Raw genomic sequence first — 13805 nt, 5'->3', positions numbered from 1 at the left:
CCATGGCTGTTGGCTTCATACGCCCACACGCAGAACTTAACGACGTCCCCCTGGTGGCAGCACGATACGAAACCGGATTAGGTGACGGTTATCCGGTGGTGCGACTTGTCGCGGAACCCTTGGTTGAAGCCGAAACCCGCGCATTAGGCGCAATGGGCTTGGCCAAAGCGGGGCAGACCGCCGTCGGGTACACCACCGCCCGTGCCGTTGGTTTCCCCGCATGGGCAATTCTCAGCGACCCGGATAATGCGCAACACGCCCTTAATCTGGTGACGGACGTGGAGTGGGCGCGTCGAAAAGCAAAGAATCATCCTGGCCAGGTGAAAGCACGCATCGACGGGTTAGTGGGTTCGTTGCAGGCTTCGGCCCCGCACTTCTTGCCAACGTTTTTGGAGGAAATCGCCCGGATTTTCGCGGCGGCGGACAACACCAATTACGCCAAGCAATACTTCGGCAAAGCCCGCGAAACTGAGCGTGTCCACGCGGTAGCGGTCGACCCGGATCGCCACGCCCAAGCGTTTAGGGAATTTGCGGCCTTAGGTGTCGTCAGCGCGAAGGCGCTTTCGGACGAATCCCGCGACGTTGCTAACCGCACATCGCCGAAACTCGCCTACGACTATTTCTTAAGCCTTGTCATCGACCAAGCACGCGCCGGGTCAGGGGTTTATACCAATGTGTTTAAGGATCTTCAGGCGCTGGGCAAGAAGATTGGGTTGAGCGCGCGTGAGGTAAATCTGGAGTTTACTGCGGCTTATATTCCAACCCGAAGCTTCCCGTACTCGCCGGATACGCTCTTGAACAAAATCTTGAGCCTGCTGCCGGAGCTGAAGAAAACTCAACCCAAGCTTGTCGATATTCTGTTGACCACGATCCCCTACAATTGGGATTTTGATACGTACCTTCAGCACCTAGAAAAGCTGGGGCTATGGGATGAGCTGCGCACTTCGCCGCAACGTTTTGCCCAGTGGCTTGATTCTTTGATCGACCACGGAAACTCACGTTCTGGTTTCTTACAGCATTCCAACGCCACATTATTATCGGCGGTCAGCGACCTCGCCGAAAGCGTGGCGGGTATGACGCTGCGGACCTTCAGTTCGCACTATCACCTGGATTACTTGGACGCTTTTCTTGCTGCCGGAATCAATTGGTCGTCCCTGCCGTTGAAAAACTCCTGGGATCGGATGTTTTCCTTCGCGGGTTGGTTGGAGCAGCATCACCGTGACCTGGTGCATTTGGTTTCGCACGTAGCGAGCCAAACCGATTTGATCGATTGTTTGAGTTTTGAGCAGGTCGCCACCTACACCGACGAAATACTCAGCGGCGCACCGACCAAAGCGCTCGTTTCGTGGAAACTGGAAACGCTGCGGAAGCCGCGTGAAGAGGCCACCGGTTCCAAGGCGTTATGGGCAACCGTCAGTCACAGTATGGAGTACATTAGCGACCCACGGTTGCGGGAGTTAAACCCCGAGGCGGTCGATGAGATTCTGCGGTTCGACGCCGCCGAGGAATTGGCCGAACGGCTACGTCGGGGTACGGCGGTGGAATACGCGTGGCCGACATTGGAGGAACTCGCGCCGAAAATCGATAAAGAAAAACTCAAGGTCCATGCCAATTTCCCGCAGGTAGCGGTCACTCAGGAACACAAAGTGTACGTGCTCGATGGCACAGATGTGACTGAGTATCAGATGCCAACGGGGTATTCGTTCACGGTGATTCCCGCCGACGACGATGTTTTTGTCATGTACTTCGATAATTCGGTGGCGGAAAAGAAGTGGCTGTGGCTAACCGACGGGAGTGCCCATTCATTCGTCGACAGTTCAAGCGCAGCTAATACCGGATCGTATTCGCAGGTGATAGGCGACACGCTCTACATTGGCCCCACTCCGGTCACCGCGAAACTAAAGCACGTCCCGAGCGGGTTGCAACTGGGATTCGGCCCAATCTACGCCGTTGCCAGCGAACAAGATACGGCGTTGACCGTGTTGCCGGACGGCGAAACGATCTCGCGCGAAGACTTCAAAGCGCAGTTTAAAGCAGGTACCTTGGCCGGGCTTGATGTGCCGCAGGCGATAGCCGTTGCCGCAACGCACGATGCCACGATCGACCTGGCGCTTAGCTTCACCGTCGATGCTACGGTTTCGACGTTCGAGTCGCCCTTCGGTGTTGATGATGCGCAACACTTCGGATTCTCGCTCCAAACCAAATCGCTGGGGCGGTATTGGGTAAGCCCACTAGGGACCTTCCATTCCACCGGCGAGTCGTTCCTCGCGGTTAAGAAACCGCAGGGTGATGTGTGGTACATGCGGTCTGCTCGGTACTACGGTGGCCGTGGGCATTCGCTTTACGACGCCACCACCGACGCGCCAATCGCGCCATCGCTTGATTACGATGGCACTCAGCACATCATCAACTACATGCCGTTTGCAGCCTTCCATCAGCTCCGGCCCCGGAATGAAGAGGTTAGTGCGAAGCTGCGCGCCTGCACGAAAGCGCAGGCGGCGGAATTGATAGCCAACCCACTGGGTATTCTCGATTTCACTGAAGGCGACGAGACCCTCGCGGCCGCTATCGCCGGGATTATCGCGGAGATCAGCGAAATCTTCGGTGCCGATATCACACTCCCGCCACTGGATACAGTGCCGCAGTTCCTGACCCATGTATACGAAACGGTCACACCAACTCACACTGTTGAGGAGGAGATTCCGCAGCCACCAGGCATCGACCCGCACGGCAGAGATTTCTACGAACTCCGGCACGTGCATAAGCTCGCTCAGATGTTCAGCGCACCTCAGATAGAAGGTGAGTTTTCGTTCTATTCGGTTAACAGCTTCATGCTTGACACAGTGGCCAACGAAAAACGGTGGCTATCGTGGCTAGCCTCCCCCGGGCTGCCAATAGAAACGGTGCGTATTTACCATGCCTTTTTATCGTGGTGTGTCCAATATGGCGTGTTAGGCACATGGCGGAAAGTTACTCTTCCACGGCCCGGCTACCACGACAAAACCCAGTGCCATTGGGACAACAACGTGCTGGTTATCGAGCATTACCACCATCAAACGCCCGTTCATGCCAGGTTATGGAACCCTGATTACAGCGCCCGGCCGGAGCAACCGTTGAAAGATAGCATCAGCATATGTGACGACGAGCTTTTTATGCCGAAAGAGAAGTTTAAAACCGCCCTCGATCGGATCCTTTCGTGGCATGAACAACGCCACAAGGCGAAAACCGCGATGACACCCAGGTGGGAAACGGCAACCATCGGGGAAAAGGCGGCGGAAGCTGCCGCGTTCTCTACCCTGCCGCCGCGCATCTGGTCGTATTTTTTCGCCGGTATCCGACAGGATCACACGATGCCGTATGCGCAAGAAAGTGAAGCGATTATCGCCGACATGCTCGGGGCATCCAAGCGGGAGATCACCGCGCTTGAAAGGTCACTGCCATCAAATCTCGGCCACCATGTCAACGAATTCCTCGGGATGGGCTGGCATGAGAATTTCCTCACCGACGGCCCCGACATTTTCCGGTTGCGCATACTGTGGGAACATCTGTGGGGCACGCCGTGGATTCACCTCACCGACGAAATCCTCGGCAGCATTCCAAGTCAGTTCCACCACTACATCAATGCGGGCTTCCACGGCCTAGCCAAATCGAGCGTCGATCCTGACAATTGGGTATTGCCGGAGTTACTGCCGATCTATCTCAACCTCGCACACGAGGTAGAACCTGGCAGCGAGCAGGCACACACCCTTGCTCACCGTATCCGGGTTCTAGCCGAAGGCGACCTCACATCCGCCGACGAACCATTAGGTGGTGATTATGACTCGGTGAGATACCGGCCTGAAATACTGCCGCTGTACGGCTTGAGGCTGGTGCAGGAAGGACACCTCACCCCGCTTCTTGAGTATCTGGAATCTGGTTCACCGATTGTCGGCGCCAAACAGGACCCGATGATCGCCGCGCCCGAAACCGTTTCTGACGTGGCAGAAACGCTTAAGATCAGCGACGATGCGGCCAGGTACTTTCTGCAAATACTGGCGTTGACCAAGCCGATGGACAAAGACATCAGGGCATGGAATGACTGGAGCAAAAATAAGCTGGCGCAGGTAGCTCAAGAGCTTCTTGATGACGGCCTGGTAATCAGCGCTAAACGGGCCGGGACCGGCCGGGCAGTGTTTTTGCCTGGCGGTTGGTTGGAGAAAACAGACGATGGTCCCGCCATGGAAGTGTGGAAAGCGCCCCACTACCTGTTGTGGAAAGCCCCCAAAAATCGGCCGATCGTGCCGACCTGCCCGCCGATTGTTCCGTACCCAGAATTATTCGCCGAAGTGTGGGACAGGTACGCCTCTGGCGATACGCCTGGCTACGAAGAACTCACCACCACCCGCTACCGCAGTAAACGCTGACCAGGCGGGTGCGTGCTGCCGGTAATCGTTAGCACGCACCCTCCAAACTTTTGCTCACTGTCGCTCGTTGCCATCGACTTTGAAAGTAGCCCATCAATGATTCGTTTGCATCATAACCACCATCCCAATGATGTCCCTTTAGCTGCAGTAACGTACTCATCCACCATTACCCGCCACCCGGTCGTTCGGCTCGTGCCTGAACCGTTGATCGCCGCCGAAACCATAATGCTCGGGGGCTTCGGGTTTCACGAGGATTCCCACACCACCGTTGGCTACACACCGGCACGCGCCATCGGTTTCCCCGCATGGCCGATCCTCACAGACCCCGACAACGCGCACCACGCCCTCAACCTGGTCAAGGACGTGGAGTGGGCGCGTCGAAAAGCAAAAACCGAAGCGGGTAAGGTGAAAAAACGCATCGACGAACTGGTCACAACGCTGCAATCCTCCGCCCCACATTTCCTACCCACCTTCTTGGAGGAAATCGCCCGAATCTTCGCCGGTGCGGAGAATCTCAGTTACGCGAAACAATACTTCGGCAAAGCCCGTGAGGTTGAGCACGCCCACGGTTTGCCCATCGATCAGGTACGTCATGCACAAGCGTTCACCGAGTTTGCCCGTCTCGATGTGGTGAACGCGAAAGTATTCTCCCAAGAAGCGCGCGATGTTGCCGAACGCCTCGACCCAAAACACGCGTACCGATACTTCTTCGACCTGGTGATCGCCCAAGCTCAAACCGGTGCGGTGACATACAACAAGGTGTTGAAAGACCTGCACTTTTTGGGCAAACGCGCCGGTTTCACTCCGCATGAGGTGGACCAAGAATTCGCGTGCGCTTACGTGCCCACCCGCAGTTTCGCTCACTGCCCCCACGAGGTGTTTGCACACGTGCTCGCAGTGCTCCCCGAAGTGGCGGGGACGCATCCTCAGCTGAGGAAAGCACTCTACTCTACAGTGCCCCAGCAGTGGGACAGCATCGGTACCTACATTGAGAATCTGCAGAAACTTGATCTGTGGGAACCCCTGGTCGCCGACCCTGAACAGTTCCGTGAGTGGGTTGTCCTCCTCGTTGCCCACGGAAATGAACAAGGTGGGTTCTTCAAGGACACAAACCTCGACTTGTTGCAGGCGCTCGACCATAATCACACTGCCCTAAGAGGGCTCAAGGTTAGAACGGTCAGTGATTGTTACCATCCTGATTTTCTTGACGCACTCATCGCTGCGGGTACGGTGTGGTCGCCGATTACACCCAAGTATGAGCGCCTCAAGCAGTTCCAGATGCTTTCCTGGATCAAGGAACATCACCGCGACCTTGCTTACCTTGTTGGGCAGGAAGAGTACCGCGATTGGTTCCTACGTGGGTTAGTAGAAGTAAATATTTCGCGCCACGCCACAGCGTTGTTGAGCGGGGAGCCGATCCGCACTGTGGTTCGGTGGAGGCTGGAGGCTATGCGGGCCGCGCAACAGAAAGCGCGGGGTTCACATACTAGCTGGCAAGAATTGAAGTGGAGTGTCAACCAGGTTTCCAGTTCGCGTTTGCGAGCGTACTTTCCTGAGCTTGTCACTGAGCTTCTTGCGATCAATCCCGCCGAGGAGCTTGCGGAGCGCCTGCGTCGCGGCACTTTGGTGGAGTACACATGGCCAGAGTTTGAGCAAAATGCGGCTGGTTTCATCAACGAGGACACGCCAGTGTCGGCGGCCTTCCCGCACGTTGTGGTCCATGACAACAAAACGGTACGTGTATTTAACGGTTCGAAGGTGCGTGATTTTTCGCTTCCCGTTAAGAACGTGGATCACATTGTTCCCACCGATGATGACGTTTTCATTTCCTACTCCACATACACCACGTCGGGGGCGGAAAATCATTGGATGTGGCTTTCTGAGCAGGTACCGTATCCGATTACCGCACACGAAGCTCACGATTATGACAACACGGTTGGCGAATACGCCACCACCATAGGCGGAACCATCTACATCGGCCCCACCCCCATCGCTGCGGGTGAGCTCACGTCTGCTCCTGTGGGGGTTCAGCTAGGGTTCGGTCCTGTGTATGCGGCGAACAAAGCTGAGGCACGCTCTGTTACGGTATTGCCCACCTTGGACACGATCACCCGGGCTGCGCTGGATAAGGAGTTCGCCGCAAGCACTCTTGCTGGGCTTGATTTTCCTGCGGCGTCCACACTGGCGGCTGAGCATGGCGCGAAGCTTTCCTTCGGTGAAAGCTTCACCACCCAAGCAACCCAATCCACGCTGGGTTCGCCGTTCGGGGAAAATGATGGTCATCATTTCGTGCTGGTGCTGGAGATTGAAGGGTCCGGTTCGTTTGCGGTGAGTCCTTTGGGCACGTTCCATTCCGCCGACGAGGCGTTTCTTCCTATACGCAGGCCACTTTCGGGGGTGTGGTTTCTGCGCGAATCAGTAATTTCGGGCATGGGCACGAGGCTTTACGACGCCGCCTCCGGGGCCCGAATTTCGCACTCGATCACCCCTAAGGGCACAGACCATATTCTTCACCGCCTCCCCCGCGCGGGGTTCCACCACCTTAAGGTCCGGAACGAAACCGCAAGTGCACGAATGCGCGAATGCACAACGGAACAGGCTGCCGCGCTGATTTCCGACCCACTACGCATCCTCGAATTTGCTGATAACGATGTGACCCTCGCCGCTGCAATCGCAGGAATCATTGCCGAAGTAGGCAATATTTCTGGGGTGGAACTCGCCTTGCCCGCGGTCGATGAGGTTCCAGAGTGGTTGCACTTTTTGTACGCAAGCCATGCCACTCAAATAGTAAGGGATACAAAGAAGCCGGTTGGGAGCAAACCCCAGGACGTGCCTCCGTCAGTTGAGGTGACTGAAACAACCCAGCCGAAAAAGGCAGCTGCGGTGAAAATTCCCAATCCACCTGACATTCGACCGCATATGTCGGGTGGAAAAGCTGTTGTTTCCATGCACAAGCTTGCAACAGTTCTCAACAATCCGCAGGAATCCGGAGCGGTCCATTTCCCCGAGATTTCCATCATGGTGCGTGACACCATCGGCCGGGAGAAAATATGGCTGTCGTGGTTGGCATGCCCAGGCCAGCCATTGGAACGAGTACGGATTTTCCACGCTTTTCTCTCCTGGTGCGCACAGAATCAGGTGCTCGGAACGTGGCGTCGTATCACCTGTGACCACAATAGCCCCAAGGTTAAAGGCGGAAGCCGCTGGGAAAACAAGATGATTCTGGTCAACGACTACGAACTTCGCGCTTGGTTGTGGAACCCCGCCCTGACCGAGCCTCCCCACGAACCGCCACAATCGGCCGCATGTGATGATGAACTTTTCGTGCCAAAAGACGAGTTCCAAACCGCCCTCGATAAAATCCTCGCATGGCATGAAAACCGTCACGCTACGGGAACTCAGTTCACACCGGCGTGGGGTACAACGACCATCGCCACGAAAGCCACTGCGGCTGCCGATGTTTCAACTCTTCCGCCACAAACGTGGGCGTGCCTGTTCACCGCTGGTTACAGCGAGAAAGCACTGCCGTTCCAGGAGGAATGTGTTGATCTCGCCTCTGGAATCTTAAAGCTTTCGAAGGTGACCGTATCGTCCTTCGATCGAAACCTTTGGTCCACATTCCACGATCACCACCGCGAAATTCTGGGCATGGCCTGGCACGACGACTACCTAAACACCGGCCCAGACATTGACAGCATTCGTGTCGCGTGGCAGCGCCTGTGGGGCAGGCCGTGGGTTCGCCTCACCGACGATATTTTAGAAGCTATTCCCGCCTCATATCACTCAGCGTTGAACTACGAATTCCATGCTGCGTCCAGCGCACGTTCGCCGCACACAAAAACCGCGAAGCTGTTGTTTGTATATATTCATCTCGCACATTTGGTTACACCTAGCACCGACGAGGCGCGTCGACTAGCGGAACACATCAGCGAAATCGCAACCTGTCATGTCCCATTCCCCAATGTGGTGTTGGGGTCAGACTTCACTGAGCAAGTAAAACGTTCAGACGCCGAGGTTTTCTACCCTCTAGTGGTTCAGCAGGGGCATCTCGATTCCCTTCTTGAGTATCTAAAAACCGGCACTCCTGTCACAGGTGGCAAGAAAGACCCACACGTATCTAGCCCCGAGACAGTGTCTAATGTTGCCGAGACACTTGAGCTTAGCACCGATGCAGCTAGGTATTTCTTGCAGCTTCTAGCGTTAACCAAACCCACCGACACCCAGGTGAAGAAGTGGAACGGGTGGAACAAGAAACAGCTGGAACAGGCTAGGCAGGAATTACTGGACAAGGAACTTGTGATCTCCGCCAAGCGTACTGGTGCGGGGCGAAGTGTATTTTTACCGGGCGGCTGGCTCGACAAATCACACACCGGTCCCGACATGGAGGCATGGAAAGCACCTCACTACCTGCTGTGGAAGGACACGAAGTGTCGCCCCATCGTGGAAACTTGCCCACCGCTAGTGCCCTACCCTGAACTGTTTACAGAGGTCTGGGAACGCTACAAATCAGGTGACATACCAGGCTATGAGAAACTCACCACCACCAGATACCGCACCAAGCGCTAACCACCACAGAAAGTACGACACGCAATGATCCAGATTAGCCCCGCCCAAGGAACCCACGACGTATCACTGGCTGCCGTCAGCTACAGCAGCGACCTTGGGCTTGCCCCGATCGTTCGACTCATCCCCGAACCTCTCATCTTGGCAGAAACACTCGGGTTAAAAACCCTTGGGCTCAACGAAACTACCCACACCTTTATCGGCTACACACCCAAACGCGCCATCGGCTTCCCAGCCTGGCCAATACTGACCGACCCAGGTAATGCGCAACACGCCCTCAACCTGGTGCAGGACGTGGAGTGGGCGCGTCGAAAAGCAAAAACCGAAGCAGGTGCGGTGAAAAAACGCATCGACCAGCTCACTGGTGTACTTCAGGCATCCGCCCCACACTTCCTGCCCACCTTTCTAGAAGAAATCGCGCGTATTTTCGTTGAAGCTGAAAACCTCCCCTACGCCAAGCAATACTTCGGCAAAGCCCGCGATGTTGAGCGCACACATTCACTAACGGTGGACGCGGAGCGCCACGCCCAGGCATTCGCCGAATTCGCCGCACTCGGCGTTGTCAGCGCGAAAGCGTTCTCCCAAGAAGCCCGCGACGCCGCAACAAGGATGCAGCCACAAGAAGCCTACGACTACTTCTTCAATCTCCTGATCGACCAAGCAAAATCTGGGTCCACAATCTACGCCAACGCGTTCAAAGATCTCCAGTTCTTAGGTAAAAATGCCGGGAAATCCGCAACCGATGTGGATCAAGAATTGGTCGCCGCCTATTTACCCACCCGCAGCTTCCCGAAGTCACCGGCATCAGTGCTGAAGAAAATCGTTGCGGTCATGCCAGGTCTACTCGAAACCCGCCCCGAAAGCAGCGAATACTTCTACACTTCCATCCCTGAAAAGTGGGATGTCGTCGAATATGTCACAACTTTAAAGAAACTCAATCTGTGGGAGCCCCTGCACACAAACCCAGAGAAGTTCGTTCCCTGGATTGAAGCACTGGTGGCACACGCTAATTCCGCATGGCGCTACATAACAGCATCCGACCCTGACTTGCTAGACGCAATCGTTGCCAACAAAAATGCACTTGCTGGACTCCCGCTCCTGGTTGAAGCTTCGCAGTACCACCTCGATTACCTCGACGCATTCAGCGCCGTCGGCATGAAATGGGAACCGAAGCCCAACCAATATTCATGGCGTCCCTTATTCAGTTATGACGGGTGGTTCAAAGTTCACCACCGTGACCTTGAGTTTTTACTCCGCAGGGAGGACCTTCGCGATCAGCTTGTTAAGGATCTAGAACCAGCTGCGCTCGAAGAGGACTGCACCGCGTTGTTGGAAGCCGAACCTACCCGGAAGCTGGTGGGCTGGAAGCTGGAAACCTACCGTAAGCTGCGGGAAAACGCCACTGGATCAATGGCTGAATGGCAAACTCTCACACACCACACCGAGCACATTAACGATCCGCGTATCCGCGAACTTTACCCCGACCTCGTGGCGGAGCTTTTGCACATCGACCCTGCCGTTGAGCTGGCAGAACGCCTACGCCGTGGCACGATCGCGGAATACACGTGGCCCACGTTTGAGAAAACCGTGAGCACTATGGCTGAGGATGATATTACAATTTCCGCTACCTACCCGTGGGTGTGTCTTCGTGCCGAGAAAGACCTCAGTGTTCTCAGCGGTGATGTGGTGCGCACATACCGCCTTCCCAGCATGATGTACGCACAAATGATCCCCACTGACGACGATGTGTTGGCACTCTACTATGATTCCTCTAGCCATGAAAACAAGTGGATGTGGTTAAACGAAGGCACCTCCTACACCATTGAAGAAACTTTCTATAGTTCCCATTGTGCGGACTATATCAGCACAATTGACGGAACCTTGTACATTGGCACTATCCCAATCCGAGAAGGTAATTTGAAATCCTTACCGGTGGGTAACCACGTGGGATTCGGCCCAGTGTACGCTGATAAAAATGGTCAGATTGTCGTTCTTCCCAGTGGAGAAAAAATTTCGTCGGAAGATTTTAAAAAGCAGCTAGCGCAAGGCACATTACCTGGAATCGATCTTCCTGATGTTAGTGCTGTGGCAGCCGAAAATGGCGCGGAGTTCTCCTTTAACAATAGCTTCACTACAACCACCACTGATGCAACGTTGCACTCCCCGTTCGGTGTTGACGGCGATCGCACGTATGGTATTTCCTTGGAAAAAGACTCGGAAAAATACTGGTATATAAGCCCGCTAGGTACCTTCGTGTCCGATGAAGAGTTTTTCGCGGTGCGCAAACCCCAGGCTGATGTGTGGTATCTACGCAAACACTGGCGTACTGGACATGTGCTTTACGACGCCGCCACCGACACCCAAATCGCACCATCGCGCATTCATACTGGCAAGGATCACCCGCTGAGTTTGCTGCCACCGGCCGCGTTCCACCAGCTTACGGTCCGCAACGAGAAAGTCAGTGCAAGAATGCGTGCCTGTACCACAACGCAGACGGCGGAATTAATCGCTAACCCCTTGAGCATCGTAGAGTTCGCCGATAATGATTCGGTCCTTGCGTCGGCGATTGCGGGAATTATTGCCGATATTGGTGTGATTGACACGGCATCAGTTGAGCTCCCTGCCCTTGACACTGTGCCAGAAGAATTAGAGCACCTTTACGCACGTTTTTCTCCTATGGAGCAATCTGAAGAATCCGTCATTCCCCTACCTCCGTCTCGCTCTGAAAGTGAGATAGAGGAGTCCTTCATCATTAACATGCACCAACTAGCTTCAACATTGAACAACCCGCAGGAAGCTGGCGAAGCAAACGTTAGCCATGACTGCTCCCAGATCGTTGGTACCATTGGGCGGGAAAAGATCTGGCTTACACGACTAGCAACACCAGGGGCTGCATTGGAGGATGTCAGGTTCTTTTGCAAGTTGTTGCATTGGTGCGCCGACTATGGCGTGCTGGGTGTGTGGCGCCGACTGAACCTAACCGACGGTTTCTATCAGGATAGGTGGGAGAACAAGCAGCTTTTTGTTTCGCTCTCCAACGTTGTGCTGTGGAATCCCGACATCAGTGATCGCCCCAACCATGTGGAAAAACCCCACACTTTTAACGATGAACTTTTCATGCCCAAGGCTGAGTTTAAGCAGGCTCTTGACGACATCTTGGCGTGGCATGAAAAACGCCAAGCTGAGGGATCAGACAAAGTTCTCGCTTGGGGTGACGTTACCGTCACCGAAGCGGCTGCTCAAGTAGCCGCGGTGACCACTCTGACACCGCGACATTGGGAGTGCCTGTTCGCCGGAGTATTCGACGGCCCACTGACAAGGTACAGCGCTCCTATGACGTGGACTTCAAGAATCACCCCCGAGGAAGCTTCGGAAGTACTGGGCTATACGGAGCGGGAAATCGCATCGTGTATAGAGCACTATCACAAGAACTTCGGCTACTACTTTCAAACCTTTCAAGGGCTTGCCTGGCACAAGGACTACCTCACCGATGGCCCCAGCGCTGCGGCAATCGGTGCAGCTTGGGAAGAAATGTGGGGCACACCATGGATTCATCTCACTAATGAAATGTGGGATACTCTCCCTACTCAATTACAAAACAACGTCGACCACGTTTTTCACGGTGGAATTAAGACAATCAATGGGTCTATCAATTGGTGTTTGAGCAAGGTGATGCCGGTTTATCTCAACTTGGTTCAATTCGTAGAACCATCAAGCACAGAAGCGAAGAACCTTGCCGAACGCATCCTCGAAACCACTCAGTGCACAGTTGATGATCCTCAGGTGCCGTTGGGCTGCGAGTACACCTCAAAACTGTTTAAAAAATCTGAGCCCAATGAGCACTCACTCCGGTTAGCCAAGGAAGGGTATCTCGATTCCCTTCTCCACTACCTCAACACAGGTAAAGCTATAGAGGGAATCGAAGAAGACCCCACCATCAGCGCACCAAACATTGTGGCCGATGCGGCAAAAACCTTGGGCATCAGCACCGATGCGGCACGCTACTTCCTGCAACTTTTGGCACTCACCCGCCCCATGGATACCCACGTGAAAAAGTGGAACGGGTGGACGAAGAAACAACTCGACCAAGCAACCGAGGAACTCCTTGAAAAGGAACTCGTGGTTACCGCGAAACGCGCAGGCACAGGACGCAAAGTCTTCCTCCCCGGCGGATGGTTAGAGAAAAGTACCACCGGCCCCGCCATGGAAGTGTGGAAAGCACCCCACTACCTGCTGTGGAAAGACGCCAAATGCCGACCCATTGTAGAGACCTGCCCACCGCTAATGCCCTACCCTGAACTCTTCACCGAAGTATGGGAACGCTACAAATCAGGTGACGTACCAGGGTACGAGGAACTGACCACGACACGTTACCGCAGAAAACGCTAACTAGGAGGCTTACACAAGTTTCATTCTTCCCCACACCAGCGCAAACATTTTATCCGCACAAGGAAAAGCTTTTTCAACACACCATGATCCGCATTCATCGCAGCCAACACACCCACGATGTTCCCCTCCTCGCGGCCACTTTCAGTGGTGGACTCACTCTTCCACCTATCATTCGACTCATACCCGAACCCCTTATTGAGGCCGAAAAACTTGCCCTCGAAACTTTCAATATTCACGAAACCACCCGCACTATGGTGGGGTACACGCCCAAGCGTGCTGTTGGGTTCCCCGCCTGGGCAATCCTCACCGACCCAAGTAATGCGCAACACGCCCTGAATCTTGTTGCGGACGTGGAGTGGGCGCGTCGCAAAGCAAAAACCGAAGCGGGTGCCGTGAAAAACGCATCGACAAACTGACTGCAACACTGCAAAACTCCGCCCCACACTTCCT

At 54.7% G+C, this 13805-nt stretch carries 4 protein-coding genes; all 4 read left to right on the top strand.

What is annotated here, in order from left to right:
* The first annotated feature begins 2 nt into the window (after positions 1-2).
* The 4 genes from Q4D85_RS08760 to Q4D85_RS08745 all read left to right on the top strand — a co-directional run bounded on the left by Q4D85_RS08760 (position 3) and on the right by Q4D85_RS08745 (position 13771).
* The gene (locus tag Q4D85_RS08760; RefSeq protein ID WP_303199757.1) at positions 3-4403 is read left to right on the top strand and encodes a hypothetical protein; all 4401 of its coding nucleotides are present in this window, start codon (positions 3-5) and stop codon (positions 4401-4403) included.
* 96 nt (positions 4404-4499) lie between these two features.
* On the top strand, positions 4500-8969 hold the full coding sequence (locus tag Q4D85_RS08755; RefSeq protein WP_303199754.1) for a hypothetical protein: 4470 nt from the start codon (positions 4500-4502) through the stop codon (positions 8967-8969).
* Between the two features lie 24 nt (positions 8970-8993).
* Positions 8994-13355, top strand: a complete 4362-nt coding sequence (locus Q4D85_RS08750) for a hypothetical protein (RefSeq protein WP_303199753.1) — start codon at positions 8994-8996, stop codon at positions 13353-13355.
* 83 nt (positions 13356-13438) lie between these two features.
* Positions 13439-13771 (top strand): hypothetical protein, encoded by a 333-nt coding sequence (locus Q4D85_RS08745; protein WP_303199752.1) that lies wholly within the window; start codon positions 13439-13441, stop codon positions 13769-13771.
* Positions 13772-13805: the final 34 nt, after the last annotated feature.

The organism is Corynebacterium sp. (assembly GCF_030532965.1).
Taxonomy (GTDB): Bacteria; Actinomycetota; Actinomycetes; order Mycobacteriales; family Mycobacteriaceae; genus Corynebacterium.
This window is presented reverse-complemented; position numbering and strand designations above follow the sequence as displayed.

Bases quoted from the DNA above. Each gene is read 5' to 3' on its own strand.
- Q4D85_RS08745 (WP_303199752.1), top strand. From the start codon at position 13,439: ATGATCCGCATTCATCGCAGCCAACACACCCACGATGTTCCCCTCCTC.
- Q4D85_RS08755 (WP_303199754.1), top strand. From the start codon at position 4,500: ATGATTCGTTTGCATCATAACCACCATCCCAATGATGTCCCTTTAGCT.
- Q4D85_RS08760 (WP_303199757.1), top strand. From the start codon at position 3: ATGGCTGTTGGCTTCATACGCCCACACGCAGAACTTAACGACGTCCCC.
- Q4D85_RS08750 (WP_303199753.1), top strand. From the start codon at position 8,994: ATGATCCAGATTAGCCCCGCCCAAGGAACCCACGACGTATCACTGGCT.